The sequence below is a fragment of the Gloeobacter violaceus PCC 7421 genome, assembly GCF_000011385.1.
Taxonomy (GTDB): Bacteria; Cyanobacteriota; Cyanobacteriia; order Gloeobacterales; family Gloeobacteraceae; genus Gloeobacter; species Gloeobacter violaceus.
On sequence record NC_005125.1, the window covers coordinates 415,891 to 430,641 of the forward strand.

Here is a 14,751-nt window from a genome sequence, read left to right on the forward strand (position 1 = left end):
CTCGCGCTGTGTTGCCGTGGTAGCTTTTTTCCAAGCGTTGGGGGCGATGGCGATGGCAGGAGCGATCCGGATTTTGCTGCAGACGACCATTCCCGAGACCGACGACGACTGGGACATTCGGCGCTTTTCGCTTTTGACGGAATGTTTGCGTTCTCTCAAAGACGAAAACGGCGCGCCGCTGTGCGAGGTGACAGCGCGCAACCGGGCTGCCGCAGGCGGCGACGACCCGGTGCTGAGCGGCCTGGGCGAATCGGACTTTGACGAGTTGTGGCTGTTTGCCGTCGATGTGGGCGACGGGTTGAGCGCCGCCGACTGCGCGGGGATCAACGGCTTCCACCGGCGCGGTGGCGGGCTGATGGTCACCCGCGATCACATGGATCTCGGTTGTTCGGTCTGCAGCCTGGGGGCGGTAGGGGCGGCCCACAATTTCCACACCCACAACCCCGAGCACGACCCTGAGCGACAGTGCATCGACGACATCTACACCACCGACATCAGCTGGCCCAACTACCACTCCGGCCGCAACGGCGACTATCAAAAAATTGTCCCGGTCGAACCGATGCACGAACTGCTCTGCCGTCCCGACGCTCCGGGCGACCCGATCGAATATCTGCCGGCTCATCCCCACGAGGGAGCGGTGGGCATACCGGAAGTGGACGGTATCGATGCGCGGGTGGTGGCCCGCGGCGCGAGCCTGGTCTCGGGTCGCCTGTTCAACCTGGCGGTGGCCATCGAGCGCACGGCGCACTCCGGCCGGGCGGTGGCCGAATCGACTTTTCACCACTTCAGCGATGTCAACTGGGACGGCCGCTATCCCTGTCCAAGCTTCGTGTGCGAACTGCCCGGCGACACGATGCAGACCCATCCGCGCGCGCTAGAAGACACCAAAGCCTACGTGCGCAATCTGGCGCTGTGGCTGGCTCCGGAAGGTGTTAGCTGCCAGAGTTTTCAATCTCTTGAGGAGCGAAGTGCAGTCTGAGCGTTCCAAAATTTTATGAAGCATGGAACACTACCGTTGAAACACGAAATAGACATTGAGAACAACCATCAGTAAATTCGCGACAAAGTAAACGGCTGCACCGTAGCCTTCGGGCAAAAGTAGCAGAGAGTTAGACTCCAAATATTCACGAAGGATAGACTGCACATCTGCCAGGGAGTACTTTTGTTTGCTGGACTCTGATTCCAACAACAAACTGTTGCTATCTTTCGTATGCAGCCGGGAAGCATAGTATTCAAGACCGTCGCTAATGCTTTGGTATTGCTTTTTTCCTTGTCTTGATCCTCCTCGATGCAAAAATATTGCCAGAATGACAAGAGTCAAAACATACACCTCGTAAAATAGCATTGTAGAGGCAGGCCAACCTATCTTCAGCGATGAACTCGCAGCAAGCAAGGTGTATGTAGGGAAAAAAGCATGAATAATTGTTAGCAACAGAACCATTAAAGATAGTATTCTAAGGCTTCTTGAACGACCTTTTAATTCACTTATGTTTGTAACTAGCTTGTACCTAGATATAATATCTACTTCATCGCTATGAAAGTTTTCCGAAAGTTGCCGTTTCTTGAAATTTTCAATCTGGTAGCTGTTTTCTTTATAGTGCGCCAATGCTTTCTCGTAATACTCATGTGCTTCTTTCAGGTTATGATTTTGCTTCTCCAAATCACCCAAAGCTTTCCATGTAATAGCTTCTTCAAGCCTATTTTGCAGCTCAAGATGCAAAAGCAAAGGTAAATCTTTACCGGGAAATAGCCTGTCGTGATTGTCGGGCAATCTTTTGGCAGTGTCTTCATTGTCCATATGTGTGCTCATTTATTAGCGCAGTAAGCCAAAATTGTGGCAACCAATGCATTATGATCTGCGAAGCGTTGCTCATCCGTGTAAAAGCCACTCATGGCTGTTCTTTGAAAGAAAAGCCTATTAGTAGACGAGTACGAGCACACAATGCGCCGCAATGCTTTTGCCTCGCCTAACGCTTGTTCATAAGGACCTTGCGTGTAGTGATTGAGTATTGCTTGCTTTGCACTAGGTGTCAGCCAGAGATCGGCTTTCGTAACAACTGTCACCAACCACTTTGCACCTTCATAACCACCAAGCAAGATTGTCCACTCTTCAAGAGCATCGATTTCTCTTTGGCGACAACTGCGAAGGTATTCAGGTGACGGCTCTCCGTTAGCGAGGGCTTCAGCGACATTTCGACTCTTTAAATCTGGAGCTTCCGATTCATGGTAACCATTGCAGACAATATTAATGATTCCAACGTAGTTTTTTCTCGTTGCTTCCCTAATTGCTCTGGCGCGAATCTCTTTATCAAACACTTGTCCAGGAGTGTCAATAATGTTGAACACAACTCCTCGAAGAATCCCTTCTATATTTTGATTTTCTCTAGTACTTGCTATGGCAAATGAACTTTGACCACGCAAAGCATTAATAAATGCTGATTTACCTACTCCTGTTGCCCCAAGAACAAGGATATCGATAGATTCTTTCCTCAAGAAAAAATCGATAACCTTATCGAGTACTCCACGCTCTTTAAGGATCTGAAGTACAGCTCCAGAAAATTCAATTGCTGTCTTGGTAACCTTGACGATATCACCGGTCTCGTCAGGCATAGTCAATTTCAGTCGCTACCGTGCTCAACATTATAGGCGTCATGTTCCTGGCTTTCCAACCGTGGTAGTTACCACTGAGCTACCTTGTCCAAGTCTAACCGCGGGTGTAAAGCAGGGGTGCTCCCGGCCCGAGCGGCAGGTTGAGTAGGTACCACTGCACAAACAAGCCCGACCAACCGAGGTCAAAGGCGACCGAGTAGGGTAGCATCGCGACAAGCAGCGATCCGAAGCGCAAGTTGGGTTCGTACTTGCGCGCGAAGACGATGATGAGCGGAAAGTAAAGTAAGGTAGCAGCGGGGCAATCACGTTGGTGGACGGATCGGCCACCCGGTAGGCCGCTGGGTGAGTTCGAAGTTGTAGCCTAAGATACCGTGTCGCCTGTCAAGGGGCTGCACCTGCCTGATTTCTCCTCAGCGAGGGGGGCATGCCATTCAGGAGAAGCGCGACGAGACCTGTGTAAGGGCCGCGATCAGCGAGTCGATCATCGCCTCGGTGTGGGTAGCCATCAAAGACAGGCGGATGCGGCTGGTCGGTACGGTGGGAGGCCGGACGGCCGGGGCAAAAATGCCCTCTTCGAACAGCTCGCCGGCAAAGCAGTGGGTGGCTTCGATATCGCCCACCCACAGGCAAAGGATGGCCGCATCGCTCGGCAGCTGTGCAATGCCGATTTCATCGATACCCGCGCGCAGGCGAGCGATGTTTTGCCGGAGCAGGGCGCGGCGCGGGGTCTCGGTGCGGGCAATATGCACCGCCTCCAGGGCCGCGGCTGCCGCAGCCGGAGCCAGGCCGGTCGTGTAGACGAAGCTGCGCGCCCGGTTGCGCAGATAGTCGACAAGTTCAGCACTGCCGCAGACGTAGCCGCCCTGGCTGCCCAATGCCTTCGAGAGCGTTCCCATCTGCACCAGGGAGCGGGTGAGACCCAGTTGCTCGACCGCCCCAGCACCGGTAGGGCCGAGCACGCCGGTAGCGTGGGCTTCGTCCACCAAGAGCATGCACCCGTAGCGGCGGGCCAGATCCGCGATGCGGGCCAGATCGATCAGATCGCCATCCATGCTGAAGACCGAGTCGGTGCAGATCAAGCAGCGGCGGTGGCGCTCGCGCTGCTCGATCAGTAAGCTTTCCAGGGCGCTGCAATCGCCGTGGGGATAAAGCCGGTGGACGGCACCGCTCAATTCGGCCCCCCCGCGCAGGCAGGCGTGGTTGTACTCGTCGCCTACCACCAGATCGCGCTTGCCCACCAGCGCCGGGATCGTCCCGAGATTGGCCAGATAACCCGACGAAAAGACCAGGCAATCATCGCAGCCTTTCCACCCGGCCAGGGCTTGCTCCAACTCGCGGTGCACATCGCGCTCACCACTGAGAAGCCGCGAGCCGGTCGCCCCGGCGCCGTAGAGCCGAACGGCCCGGCAAGCCGCCTCGATGAGCCGTTCATCGCCGCTGAGGCCCAGATAGTCGTTGCTTGCAAACTGAAGCACCGGCTTGCCGTCCACATCCATTTGCGGTCCGGCCAGACCATTGTGGGTTCGCGTCGTCCGGTACCAGCCCACCCGATGCAAGCTCTCAAGATCCGCCCGGATCCATCCGTAAGGATCAGCCACGCCCCATTACCCCGACTTGCAGATGTCCGGCGGCGGACGGCGACTGGCCTGCGCTTTCGGTCAGGGGGACTGGCGACTTAGAGTGCGAGAGCTTATTCACCCCAAAGCACCCAGCAACCACCATGGCACCCTCCCAACAACCCGATTTGCACTCACCGCTCAAACATCTGCGGATTACCAGCCGCTTCGGCATGCGCATACACCCCATCCGGCGGACCCGGCGGCTGCACAAGGGAGTCGACCTGCGCGCCCCAACCGGAACCCCAGTGTACGCCGCCGCCGATGGTGCGGTAGAGGCCGCCGGGCGGCAGGGCGGCTACGGCAATGCCGTCCTCATCGATCACGGCGGCGGTTGGAAGACCCGCTACGCCCACCTCGACAGCGTCCGGGTGCAGGCAGGCGCACCCGTCGAAGCGGGCAAGCCGATTGGCCGCGCAGGAAACACCGGTCTATCGAAAGGCCCCCATCTCCACTTCGAACTGTTGCACAACGGCCGCCCGGTCGACCCGATGCCTTACTTGCAAGCCGCCGCAAAGCCCAGCCGCGCCGCTTCGGTTGCCGCCGCCGCCAAGACGATTCTCGAACGCCGCGGGTACACCGACGCTCAAGGCACACGTTCCTACCGTGGTCACACCTACAACTTCGACAAAGAGGGTTCCCGATTAACGGTGAGTGAGCCTGACGGCCGGGGGGCGATTCTCGAAGTCGACGGCGGACGAGTGCTCACCGATAGGGTGACAGCCCGGGACGCGACTATCCTCGGCGAGGTCCGGCGTCGGCTGTTGGCACCACCCGCGCCGGAGCGACAGCCCAGCCGGGTACCGCTCGCGGTTCCAGACCGCCCCCGACCACAAGCTCTGGAGCACCAGCCGGAGTGATTACCCGGCAGCCGTTGCCGGTTGCTCGCCGGGTTGTTCGACCGCCGACTCCGCCGCGTCCATCGATTGGAGGGCGCGGCCGGTCGGTGAGGGGGTCAGGTGCGCCACTACCAGATCCGGGGTGTTGACAACCTCGATGCCGGGGGGCAAAACCAGGTCTTTGACATAGAGCATGTCGCCTACTTGCATGGTCGAAATATCGACTTCGATCGCCTCAGGCACGTCCGTGGGGGGGGTGTTGACCGTCAGTTGGGTGAGTACCTTTTCGAGCAGACCGCCGTCCATCTTGACGCCTACCGCTTCGCCGGTAAACACCAAAGGCAAATCGAGGGTAATGCTGCCGTGGCCCGCGACCGCAAAAAAGCTCAAGTGCAACAGCTTGCCGCCCACCGCGTCGTGCTGCACTTCGCGCAGAAGCACATCGCCCGACCAGCCCCGCTCCACCTTCAAAGGCAAAATGGTGTTGTTGATGGTGACACGCTTGAGTAAATCTTCAGCGGTGCGTTGTTCAAGTTCCAACGCCAGCGACTGGGTTCCCCGATGACCATAGAGTACTGCCGGAATGCGGCCTTCGCGGCGCATCGCCCGCGGCTGGGCGCCCGTGGCCCGTTGTTTGAGCGTCAGTGGTATCGTCATGGGAAATTCCTTCAAGGACAGAGTTCTCTATGGTAATGGTTGCCTACTGCACACGCTCTTCGCTTCCTCCCTGGGTTGCAAATAACCGGCGATCTATTGGTGCTATGGGGCGGGTGGTGCGATGGGCCGCACTTGATGGCCCTGCAACCTTTCCGCTACATTGGCTCTACCGAACAAGCGGGCCACCATGGAAACAGAAACAGCCGCCACCGACGTTGAGAAACATTTGGAAATCATCGACAAAATGATTGATCTCAGATTGCGGCTGGCTGCCATCGAATCGGAAATTCAAGCGGTGCAACCGGAGTTTCACCTGGCCTGTGCCGCCATCAGCGACGGCAAAATCGAGACTCCCCGGGCCACGATCAGCCGCCGCTTGACCGCCGGCCGCTGGGAATACAGCCCTCCCATCGTCCAGATGGAAGAAGATCTCAAGCGGCTCAAAAAAGACTTTCAAAAAAAGCACGAACCCACGGAGGGCCGCGAGGTGATCTGGGCAGTGCGGCTCACTGGCGGGGACGATCTGCGGAACTTTTGAGGGAAAAGGCGCCTACCCGCCGACCAGCCCCAGCCACTCACCTTGCACCTCCACCAGCAGACTATGGGCCAAAGGCGATGTACGGGTGCGGTTGGGAGCGCTCAAGCAACCAAGGACAGCGGCGATGTGCTCGAAATTGGGTTGCCTCCCCAGCCCCACGCTCAGCCAACGGCGCACAGCCCGCCGTTGCAAGGCAAGCGGCAAAGCAGCCAGCGTATTTCGGTGCAGCCGTCCCTCCTGCACCAGACTGTGCCAGTGTTCGTCGAGCAAGCTTTCGAGCAACTCCGATTCTGCGTGCAAAATGTCGCCGGTTCGGGCCAGGGTTTGCTCCACCAGTGGATTGAAGTGCTCGCGCAGATATGGCATCAATTCCAGACGGATGCGGTTGCGGCGGAAAGTCAAATTGGCGTTGCTCTCATCGATGCAGATCGGCAGATGGTGCGCCAGACAATACGCCCCGGTCTCGGCGCGGGTAATTCCCAATAAAGGTCTGACCAGCCGTACCCCCCCACCCAGGGGCCGCTCCCAATCGAGGCTTCCCAGACCGGCGCCGCCGCTGCCGCGCAGCAAGTTGAACAAGACCGTCTCGGCCCGGTCACTCAGCGTATGGCCGGTTACCACCCGCTCCAGCGCCAGACCGCGGGCGATCTGCTCAAGCCAGCAGTAGCGCCAGGCGCGGGCCGCCGCTTCGCTCGCGGGTGGGGTACGGGCAATCTCCAGGTGAAAAGGTACGCCCCAGACGTTGCACAGTACCGCCACCCTCTGGGCATCGCGCTCGGAGCCGGGCCTCCAGCGGTGATCGAGGTGACCGACGTGCAGGTGCAAGCCGCGCTCGGGAGCCAGATCCACCAGCAGCTTCAATAGACACAGCGAATCCTGGCCGCCGGAGACCGCGACCAGCAGGCCGCTTCCCGGCGGCAGCAGGCCGAGGGCAGGGCGCAGGCGGCGCCGCAGTGACAGGTCGCTAACCGCCGCCCACCACCGTCACAATCTCAAAGCGATCGCCAGGGGCGACGGTCGTCTGCTCCCAGTCCTGGCGGTGCAGGATGTCGCCGTTGCGCTCGATGACCAGCAGCCGCGGTTCGAGGGCCAGTTGGGCGAGCATCGCACTCACCGTCGTGCCAGGGGCGAACGTCCGCTCCTCGCCGTTGACGCGCACCGTTTCAACCACGGTTCAACCTCTCCAGAAACCAGGCGGTCGTGCGGCCCGGATCTTCCGCTGCCATGATCGCACGCACCACCGCGATGCGCTCGGCTCCGGCGGCGATCACCGCCTCCAGATTGCTCCGGTCGATGCCGCCGATGGCGAAGCCCGGTCGTTCGATCGATTCGCGGCAGTGGCGCACGTACTCCAGGCCCACGGGCGTGCGCCCCTGTTTGGTGGGAGTGGCGTAGACGGGGCCGACGCCCAGGTAATCGGCCCCGTCTGCGACGGCTTGTTGCGCCTCGGCCGGGGCGTGGGTCGATTGGCCAATGAGCAAACGCGGTCCCATCAAAGCCCGCGCCCGAGCGAGCGGCAGATCCTCCTGGCCGAGGTGCACCCCGTCCGCCCCACAGGCGAGGGCCAGATCCACCCGGTCGTTGACTATAAACAGCGCTCCGTGGCGAAGGGTGACATCCCGCAACCTTAGAGCGATATCGAGTACGGCGCGGGCGGGCGCTTCTTTTTCGCGCAATTGCACCAGCGGCAACCCCACAGCCAGGGCGTGCTCCACGATCTCGATCAGTTCGGGGTGCGGCGAGGTGACCAGGTAGAGCCGGGCCGCCGCAAGCCGGGTGCGCAGATCGCCGCCGGTGGCGGTACTTTCGAGGGTATAGACTCGGTAGCGCCATTCCTTGGCCGCGGCGGCCAGATCCGGCTGGACGAGCTTGGCGTACTCTTCTAGGACGCGCAGGGCTTCTTGAATGCGGGCAAAATTGACCCTTACCACATCCAGAGGGCTGCTACGCACCCCTTCGTCGGGGTGCTCCAGCCCGGTGCCCGGGTCGTGGGGCGTGTCGCGGGCGGCGCGCAGCCGCTCGGTGTGAAAGCGGCCCAGTTGCTGGCGCAACGCTTTGCACTCGGCGAGGGACTCGCCCGGACCGCCGCCGAAGCGCAACCATTCTTCGACGACCCGCACGCCTTCGCGGGCGCGATCGAGGTTGGCATCGAGAATTCTCAGAACCACTTGCTCTTCCACAACCGCCATTGAAGCACCGCCGATGCTCCCCTGCCCAGGCCCACCAAAAACGACTCTCTGCCACCGCATTGCGGGGGGCGCCATTCTGTTGCTTTGCGCGGGGGAGAAAGCGCTAAATGTTGTGGATCATCCCCGCAATTCAGGGTTTTGCCATGTTAATGTGGTGTCGCCGATAAGCTTTTATCCAGGCCGAATTTTCGAGGAGTGACGATGAAGTTCTCCGATACCGTGGTGCGTCGCCTAGTAGGTTGGACGCTCGCCCTGTCGCTTTTGGGAACGGCTTCAGCAAGTGTCGTTCAAGCCCAGGCAGATCTGGAGCGCGATCTGAGCATGACCTATGTCGACGCGGTCAATGGCGACGACAGCACCGCCGACGGCAGCAAACAAAAACCGTTCAAAACGATCACCCGGGCAATCCTCGGCTCGCCTCCCGGGGTGACTTTGCAGTTGGCCGAGGGCGAATACTCGGAGGCCACCGGCGAACAGTTTCCCATCCAACTGGCCATGCGCAACCTGGTGGGCAATGAAGCGACCAAAGGCCAGGGCATCAAAATCGTCGGCGGCGGCAAGCACGTCAGCCCCACCTTCGCAAGCCAGGATGCGACGATCGTCGTCGGCAAAGAAGTAACCATCCGCGGCGTGACGATCACCAACCCGCGCAACCGGGGCAAGGGCCTCTGGATCGAATCGGTCAGCCCGGTGATCGCCCACAATTCTTTTATCGGCAGCTTGCACGACGGCATCTTCATCACCGGTGCCAGCAGCGCCAAGGTGGCCGACAACTACTTTTCGGGCAACATCGCCGACGGATTGACGGCCGCGGACCAGTCCACGCCGCTTATCGAAAACAACATCTTCGAGAAGACGGGATTCGCCATCAACGTCACCGGCCGCTCCCGACCGCAGATCGTGGGCAATACCGTGCGCGACAATGTCGACGGCATCGTCATCGAAGGCCGGTCCTTCCCGAAGCTGCGAAACAATACGATCACCGGCAACCGCCGCAGCGGCGTGGTCGTCGTGCTGCTCGCCTCCGCCGATATGGGCACCGAGAGCGAAGCGGGCAACAATACCTTTGGCGGCAACGGCCGGGCCGACATCAACAATGTCACCCGGCCCGCCCTGCCGCTGGTGGCCCTGGGCAACAAGTGGGACAAACCGCGCCTCGAGGGACAGGTGACCGCCGAAGCGGAGATCGTCGCGCTCGCCACCCGCAACGTCGCCCCCAATGTCGGCTTCTGGGTGCTGGTCAGCAACGGCAAACCGGCGCAACTGCGCGCCATCAAAGGGCTTGCGCTCAAGCCCAAATCCCAGACCCATGAAGGCAAGCCATACCAACAGGTAGGCACCTTCGGCTCCCAGGCGAGCGCCGATAAGCTGGTCGAGCAATTGAGCAAAAAAGGCTTCAACGCCATTGCTGTCCCGGCCGGCCAACCCACCGGCAGCAACCTGGCCACCAGCAAACCCACCAAACCCACCATCAGCCAGGCTCCCGCCAAACCACCAGCGGCTGCCGCCACTGCCGCCAAACCGGCAAGTGCACCGCAAGTCACCGCGAAGCCTGTCGCCCCGGCGGTCGTCGCTGTCAAGGCGAGCCCAACAACCCCTCCCGAGACTCCCATCACGAAGCCAGGCCCGCTCTCCCCTGGGGCACCCGCCGTCAAAGCAAGCCCGGCTACTCCCGAAGCCCCCGTCGCCGCTCAGGTGAGCCCGCTTCCCCCTATCGCGCCCAAAGCGAGCCCTGTCTCTGCTACTCCTGTGCCCGCCGCTACAACCCCCGCCGCATCTGCCACCGCTCTGGCGAGCCCGGTCTTACGGGCACCCGCCGCTAAACCCGCTGCCGATACCGCCGCCGCCGCGGGACCGACTACCGCAACGCCGGGTGAAACCGTAGCTGCCAAACCTGCCACCGGTCTGGCCTACCGGGTGTTGGTCACAGACAGCGGCAGTGCCGATCTCGATTTGCTCAAAGAGCTGGTGGCCAGGGTGATCCAGCAAATGTACGAGGGCAAACCGGTCCTCCAGGTGGGCGTCTTCTCCTCCGAAGACAACGCCAACCGACTGGTGCAGACGCTCTCAGACAAAGGGTTTCGAGCCATTCTGGTCCCGGTGAACCAGCCCGGTTGAGCTGGTGCGGACCAAGAGGGCGGGAAGAATGGCTTCTTCCCGCCCTCTTTTGGAGATATCGCGAGTGGCGTCGCTAGAGGCTGCGGCGCGCCATCAGTTGGTCTTCGAGGGCCGCGATGCGGTTGTAGGCGGCGGTGAGTTGGGCCGTCAACCGCTGGATCTGGGCCTCGGGCGAAAGCGTCTTGCCATTTGCCGACGGTGGTCGTGAAGTCATCTCCTCTTCGGGGAGCACATCTTTGATCGCGACCGGACCGGGAGTGTTGTTAGATTTCAAAGCAATGATCATTTGCTCTGGAAGCGTTTCTAGGGCGGCTTGCAGCTGCTCCAACCTGCCGTACAACCCATCTACCTTTTCTTGTAAACTTTCCATGCTGGCCGAACCCGCAAAAGATACCTCATATTAGAAAGCTTCGGCTCTATGGCCCCGCAATTTTTGGTTTGTTTTAAGCTTGTGGGCGGCGGGTATCGAAGGCAAAAAAGCCTACTGGAGAGCGATTCGGCCTTATTTTCTAAAGAAAACCCACGGCTTAGTCCGAGGATTTTCCAGAGAGAATCGCCCCGGGATTCTATCAATTGTTACTGGAGGGACCATGAAAATCGGGATCGTCGGCCTGGGTCTGATCGGGGGGTCGCTCGCCCACGATTTGGGCCGACACCACGAGATCACAGGCGTCTCGCGCTCGAGCGCCACCGTCGCTGAGGCGCTGTCCCAGGGCCTCATCCGCCAGGGCGGCGAGTCCCTCGGGTTGCTCGGAAGCTGTGAGCTGGTCTTTGTGTGTACACCCATTGGCCTCACGCTAGAGACGATCCGCGCGCTCGCGGCGGTTCTGCCGCCCGAGACCATTCTTACCGACGTGGCCTCGGTCAAAGCCGCCATCGTCCCGGCGGCGGAGGCGCTGTGGCCGAATTTTGTGGGCGGCCACCCGATGGCGGGCGGTGAAGCGCAGGGACTCTCGGCCGCCCGGGCGGGGCTGTTTCGCGGACGGCCCTATGTGCTTACCCCGACGCCGCGCACCCCGGCCGCCGCCTGCACCGCCCTCGAAGACCTGGTGGGGGAGTTGGGCGCCCGGTTGGTGCGCACCGACCCGGAGACCCACGACCGGGCGGTGGCGCGCATCAGTCATCTGCCGGTGTTCGTCGGTGCCGCTTTGCTGCTGAACCTGGCTGCGAGCGGCGATCCGACCGCATCGACTCTGGCGAGCAGCGGTTTTTTTGACACCACCCGGGTCGGCGGCGGCAACCCGCAGTTGGGGGCGGCGATGGCCGAATGGAACCGCGCGGCATTGCTTGCGGAGTTGTGCTCCTACCGCGACCATCTGGGCCGGTTGGAGCAGGCGATCGCTGCGGGTGACTGGCAGGCGGTGGAGCAACGGCTCGGCGAGTGCCGCAAGACCCGCCGCGAGGTCTGCGAGGGCGGGATTTAAGATGGGAACAATTCTGGAGGACCCGGCGATGGCGCGCACCCCAAACATTGCCCTGGTGGATTACGGCGTCGGCAACCTGCACTCGGCCCGCAAGGGCCTGGAGGCGATGGGAGCGCGGGTGACACTCAGCGGCCAGCCCCTGACGCTGAGCGCCGCCGACGGCGTCGTGCTGCCGGGGGTGGGCTCCTTCGACACGGCGATTACCCGGCTCAACGACCGGGGGCTGGGAGATGCGATTATCCAACTGGTGCGCGCAGGACAGCCGATGCTGGGCATCTGTCTGGGGCTGCAGGTGCTCTTTGACTCCTCTGAAGAAGGACGACTGCCGGGCCTGGGGCTGCTGCCCGGTCGGGTGCGCCGCTTCCGGAGCGAACCCGGCCTCACCATTCCCCATGTGGGCTGGAACCAACTGCACTTTGACAATGTCGATTGCCCGCTGTGGCGGGATCTGGCGGCGGGCGGTTGGGTTTACTTTGTGCATTCTTATTACGTCGATCCTGCCCGCGCCGAGGACCGCGCCGCTTCCGCCGTGCATGGCAGCCAGCACTTCACCGCCGCCGTGTGCCGGGACAACCTGATGGCGGTGCAATTTCACCCGGAAAAGTCAGCGGACACGGGACTGCGCATCCTCAAAAACTTTGTTGAGCGGGCCGCTTCGCGCAGCGCCGCCGAAGTAGCGGCCCGCTGCGCTACTCGCCCTCCAGCTTGAGGGTGGGCTCCGCCACCGTCCCGCCGATGTTTTTCAATTCGACAACGACGGCATCGGTGCTCTTCCAGCCCGCGGGCAGGACCACCTCGGCGCTCAGGGGCAGGGGGGCCGTGCGCTGAAAGGGTTTGAGCGCAAAATCCTTGGGGGCGTTGGCGAAGCGGCCGGCTTCACCGGTGGCGACCACCGGGAAGATCGACAGCGATAGCGGTGCGGCCCCCGGTCCTTCGACTACGACCTGCACCTTCTGACCCGGCCGGCCCAGAAAGTGCACCCGCTCGTACTGGGTGGGCGGCAGTGTCAGGCGGCGCTCGCCGCCCGGCGCCATGGGTGTGCCGATGTTCTGGTTGCCGAGGGTGGCAGTCGGACCGTCGGCACTGGACTGGCAGCCGGCCAGGGCGGTGGCCGCCAGGACGGCCGTTGCAAACCATTTACGAGGCATCGATGTGCTCCTTGCGCGCAAGGCGTTTGGGCCGGGGTCGGATCCGCAGCAAAAGCACAACCGCTGCGGCCAGGAGCGTCAGCACTTTGAGCGGCCAGCCCGACGCCCCCAACCACACAGCGTGCACCAGCGCCAGCCCGGCCACCGGAAAGACCAGCAGATGCAGCGTCCGCCAGTGCCGACCCAACCGCCGGATCCAGCCGTTGGTGCTGGTGAGCGCCAGCGGCAGCATCAGGCCGAGGGCGGCAACGCCAAGCCAGGCGACCAACCGCTCCTCGCCACCTAGAAAATCGAGAGCTTCCCAGTGCCCGCCCAGCACATGCTCAAAGGTCAAGTAGGTATGGGCGGCGGCGAAGCCGAGGGCCGAAAGCCCCAGCCCGCGCCGCCAAGAAAGCAACAGCTGCCGACCGAGGGCCGGGGCGCTAAGCACCAGCCCCAGGCAGGCGAGGGAAGCATAACCGTAGTACTCGCCCAGGCGCTGGCCCTGCAGATGGCCTCTGAACAGGATGAGCGTGACCGTCTCCAGCAGAGCGGCGACGATGTAGGCGGCCACCAGCACGGCGAGGGTGGTGAGCCAGGGGGTGTTGGCGCGGACCATGCTTCCAGTGTATTGGGCGAGAGCGCCCTACTCGGAGGCGGTGACCACCTCGCGGTTCTGGCGGGAACGCCGCCGGGTCAGCGAGTTGAAGACCATCTGGCCGATGGCGCGAATCAAGCTGCCTTCGAGCTCTTCGAACAGGCGCATGTTGTAGCGGAACGCCTCGATCGCTTCCTCGGTAATCCGGCCGGCCAGCGGCCCGTCGACCGGCAAGGTGTCGAGGGCCGCCCGGTACCCGGCTTTGAAGGTGCGGGCATCGGCAATTGTCTCAAAATCATAGAACGCGGTGCCGGTGCCGTCTCCCAGCCCCATCGACCGCTGGGCGATTTCCTTGAGCACCTGGCCACCGGACAGATCGCCCAGGTAGCGGGTGTAGGAATGGGAGACCAGCAGAGCGGGCTCGGTGCGCGCCACGGTGCGGATACGCTCGACGTAGCGCTCGGCCGCCGCCGAGGGACGCACCTGATCGGCCCAGCCGGGACCGTAGTAATAGCGCAAATCCGTCTCGATCGACGCGCGCCGATACAGTTCGGGGTAATAAAGCCCCCGAAGTACCGGATGATCGCGGTGCGCCTCCAGGGCGTCCTCCAGGGCGCCATAGATAAAGTAGAAGTTGGCCATCAACTGGCGGTAGGAGCTACGCTCGACCGTACCTTTCAAAAAACATTTCACAAAACCGACGTTCTCTGCCATCGTGTGGGCCTGGCGCGTGCCCTCACGCAGCATGATGGACAATGGCTCCATTCTGTTCTCCCTACACTCCCTATGAATTGTGCCTTACCCTCCCGGCGGGAGCACAAGGGCAGCCCGGTGAAGGCCATTAAGAATTCTGAAGCGATTGCCCGCATCCCGGCGACTCCCAGCGCGCGCAGTGCTATGGGTGCCGGGAAACGTCGCAGAACAGGGCTGTACAGGAGCGCATATCGTCCGGGTTGCCGACAGCAAAAGTCGAATCCGACCTTGATCTTGTTGTTATCAACAACCAAAATACTCTAGAATCAGCAGATAGATTCA

The 14,751-nt window shown here is 61.5% G+C and carries 18 protein-coding genes; 6 read left to right on the forward strand and 12 right to left on the reverse strand.

The window, feature by feature from the left end; genetic code table 11:
* The first annotated feature begins 52 nt into the window (after positions 1 to 52).
* Positions 53 to 979, forward strand: coding sequence for a hypothetical protein (locus tag GLL_RS02060; protein ID WP_011140398.1), 927 nt, complete (start codon positions 53 to 55; stop codon positions 977 to 979).
* A 30-nt stretch (positions 980 to 1,009) separates the two neighbouring features.
* Here the strand turns inward: GLL_RS02060 and GLL_RS22820 are convergent, their stop codons facing one another.
* From GLL_RS22820 to bioF, 4 genes are all read right to left on the reverse strand, one after another.
* A complete protein-coding gene (locus GLL_RS22820; RefSeq protein WP_165444149.1) occupies positions 1,010 to 1,798 on the reverse strand; it encodes a tetratricopeptide repeat protein in 789 nt (262 codons plus the stop codon).
* A gap of 8 nt (positions 1,799 to 1,806) precedes the next feature.
* Positions 1,807 to 2,610: a GTPase gene (locus GLL_RS02070; protein ID WP_164928514.1), complete on the reverse strand. Its 804-nt coding sequence runs from the start codon at positions 2,608 to 2,610 to the stop codon at positions 1,807 to 1,809.
* A 94-nt stretch (positions 2,611 to 2,704) separates the two neighbouring features.
* Positions 2,705 to 2,845, reverse strand: coding sequence for an AbgT family transporter (locus GLL_RS02075; RefSeq protein ID WP_231848342.1), 141 nt, complete (start codon positions 2,843 to 2,845; stop codon positions 2,705 to 2,707).
* A gap of 196 nt (positions 2,846 to 3,041) precedes the next feature.
* A complete protein-coding gene (bioF, locus tag GLL_RS02080) occupies positions 3,042 to 4,208 on the reverse strand; it encodes an 8-amino-7-oxononanoate synthase (RefSeq protein WP_011140400.1) in 1,167 nt (388 codons plus the stop codon).
* Between the two features lie 122 nt (positions 4,209 to 4,330).
* Here bioF and GLL_RS02085 point away from each other — a divergent pair, with 122 nt between their 5' ends.
* Positions 4,331 to 5,086: a M23 family metallopeptidase gene (locus tag GLL_RS02085; RefSeq protein ID WP_011140401.1), complete on the forward strand. Its 756-nt coding sequence runs from the start codon at positions 4,331 to 4,333 to the stop codon at positions 5,084 to 5,086.
* Here the strand turns inward: GLL_RS02085 and GLL_RS02090 are convergent, their stop codons facing one another.
* Positions 5,087 to 5,722, reverse strand: a complete 636-nt coding sequence (locus GLL_RS02090) for a 50S ribosomal protein L25/general stress protein Ctc (RefSeq protein WP_011140402.1) — start codon at positions 5,720 to 5,722, stop codon at positions 5,087 to 5,089.
* 187 nt (positions 5,723 to 5,909) lie between these two features.
* Between GLL_RS02090 and GLL_RS02095 the strand changes: the two genes are divergently transcribed.
* The gene (locus GLL_RS02095; protein ID WP_011140403.1) at positions 5,910 to 6,260 is read left to right on the forward strand and encodes a hypothetical protein; all 351 of its coding nucleotides are present in this window, start codon (positions 5,910 to 5,912) and stop codon (positions 6,258 to 6,260) included.
* A 12-nt stretch (positions 6,261 to 6,272) separates the two neighbouring features.
* Here the strand turns inward: GLL_RS02095 and tilS are convergent, their stop codons facing one another.
* The 3 genes from tilS to GLL_RS02110 are packed head-to-tail and all read right to left on the reverse strand — an operon-like array spanning position 6,273 to position 8,428.
* On the reverse strand, positions 6,273 to 7,220 hold the full coding sequence (gene tilS, locus GLL_RS02100) for a tRNA lysidine(34) synthetase TilS (protein WP_164929556.1): 948 nt from the start codon (positions 7,218 to 7,220) through the stop codon (positions 6,273 to 6,275).
* A gap of 4 nt (positions 7,221 to 7,224) precedes the next feature.
* Positions 7,225 to 7,431: a sulfur carrier protein ThiS gene (gene thiS, locus GLL_RS02105; RefSeq protein WP_011140405.1), complete on the reverse strand. Its 207-nt coding sequence runs from the start codon at positions 7,429 to 7,431 to the stop codon at positions 7,225 to 7,227.
* Entirely contained in the window at positions 7,424 to 8,428 is a 1,005-nt protein-coding gene (locus GLL_RS02110; protein WP_231848344.1) for a thiamine phosphate synthase, read from the reverse strand. The genes thiS and GLL_RS02110 overlap by 8 nt, the downstream gene beginning before the upstream one ends.
* 222 nt (positions 8,429 to 8,650) lie before the next feature.
* Here GLL_RS02110 and GLL_RS02115 point away from each other — a divergent pair, with 222 nt between their 5' ends.
* Positions 8,651 to 10,567 (forward strand): DUF1565 domain-containing protein, encoded by a 1,917-nt coding sequence (locus tag GLL_RS02115; RefSeq protein ID WP_164928516.1) that lies wholly within the window; start codon positions 8,651 to 8,653, stop codon positions 10,565 to 10,567.
* 73 nt (positions 10,568 to 10,640) lie between these two features.
* On the opposite strand, the gene GLL_RS02120 is transcribed toward GLL_RS02115, so the two are convergent.
* Positions 10,641 to 10,937, reverse strand: coding sequence for a hypothetical protein (locus GLL_RS02120; protein WP_011140408.1), 297 nt, complete (start codon positions 10,935 to 10,937; stop codon positions 10,641 to 10,643).
* 220 nt (positions 10,938 to 11,157) lie between these two features.
* Here GLL_RS02120 and GLL_RS02125 point away from each other — a divergent pair, with 220 nt between their 5' ends.
* Together GLL_RS02125 and hisH are read left to right on the forward strand one after the other, a co-directional pair.
* The gene (locus GLL_RS02125) at positions 11,158 to 11,991 is read left to right on the forward strand and encodes a prephenate/arogenate dehydrogenase (RefSeq protein ID WP_011140409.1); all 834 of its coding nucleotides are present in this window, start codon (positions 11,158 to 11,160) and stop codon (positions 11,989 to 11,991) included.
* Between the two features lie 28 nt (positions 11,992 to 12,019).
* Positions 12,020 to 12,700, forward strand: coding sequence for an imidazole glycerol phosphate synthase subunit HisH (hisH, locus tag GLL_RS02130; RefSeq protein WP_011140410.1), 681 nt, complete (start codon positions 12,020 to 12,022; stop codon positions 12,698 to 12,700).
* Here the strand turns inward: hisH and GLL_RS02135 are convergent.
* The 3 genes from GLL_RS02135 to GLL_RS02145 are packed head-to-tail and all read right to left on the reverse strand — an operon-like array spanning position 12,681 to position 14,481.
* Positions 12,681 to 13,139: a hypothetical protein gene (locus GLL_RS02135; RefSeq protein ID WP_011140411.1), complete on the reverse strand. Its 459-nt coding sequence runs from the start codon at positions 13,137 to 13,139 to the stop codon at positions 12,681 to 12,683. The genes hisH and GLL_RS02135 overlap by 20 nt on opposite strands.
* A complete protein-coding gene (locus tag GLL_RS02140) occupies positions 13,129 to 13,737 on the reverse strand; it encodes a ferric reductase-like transmembrane domain-containing protein (RefSeq protein ID WP_011140412.1) in 609 nt (202 codons plus the stop codon). Before GLL_RS02140 ends, GLL_RS02135 begins: the two co-directional genes overlap by 11 nt.
* A 27-nt stretch (positions 13,738 to 13,764) precedes the next feature.
* Complete coding sequence (locus tag GLL_RS02145; protein ID WP_011140413.1) at positions 13,765 to 14,481, reverse strand: heme oxygenase (biliverdin-producing); 717 nt, start codon at positions 14,479 to 14,481, stop codon at positions 13,765 to 13,767.
* Positions 14,482 to 14,751: the final 270 nt, after the last annotated feature.

Coding starts and splice junctions, on each gene's coding strand:
- GLL_RS02060 (WP_011140398.1), top strand. CDS start 53: ATGGCAGGAGCGATCCGGATTTTGCTGCAGACGACCATTCCCGAGACC.
- GLL_RS22820 (WP_165444149.1), bottom strand. CDS start 1,798: ATGGACAATGAAGACACTGCCAAAAGATTGCCCGACAATCACGACAGG.
- GLL_RS02070 (WP_164928514.1), bottom strand. CDS start 2,610: ATGCCTGACGAGACCGGTGATATCGTCAAGGTTACCAAGACAGCAATT.
- GLL_RS02085 (WP_011140401.1), top strand. CDS start 4,331: ATGGCACCCTCCCAACAACCCGATTTGCACTCACCGCTCAAACATCTG.
- GLL_RS02090 (WP_011140402.1), bottom strand. CDS start 5,722: ATGACGATACCACTGACGCTCAAACAACGGGCCACGGGCGCCCAGCCG.
- GLL_RS02095 (WP_011140403.1), top strand. CDS start 5,910: ATGGAAACAGAAACAGCCGCCACCGACGTTGAGAAACATTTGGAAATC.
- GLL_RS02115 (WP_164928516.1), top strand. CDS start 8,651: ATGAAGTTCTCCGATACCGTGGTGCGTCGCCTAGTAGGTTGGACGCTC.
- GLL_RS02120 (WP_011140408.1), bottom strand. CDS start 10,937: ATGGAAAGTTTACAAGAAAAGGTAGATGGGTTGTACGGCAGGTTGGAG.
- GLL_RS02125 (WP_011140409.1), top strand. CDS start 11,158: ATGAAAATCGGGATCGTCGGCCTGGGTCTGATCGGGGGGTCGCTCGCC.
- hisH (WP_011140410.1), top strand. CDS start 12,020: ATGGCGCGCACCCCAAACATTGCCCTGGTGGATTACGGCGTCGGCAAC.
- GLL_RS02135 (WP_011140411.1), bottom strand. CDS start 13,139: ATGCCTCGTAAATGGTTTGCAACGGCCGTCCTGGCGGCCACCGCCCTG.
- GLL_RS02140 (WP_011140412.1), bottom strand. CDS start 13,737: ATGGTCCGCGCCAACACCCCCTGGCTCACCACCCTCGCCGTGCTGGTG.
- GLL_RS02145 (WP_011140413.1), bottom strand. CDS start 14,481: ATGGAGCCATTGTCCATCATGCTGCGTGAGGGCACGCGCCAGGCCCAC.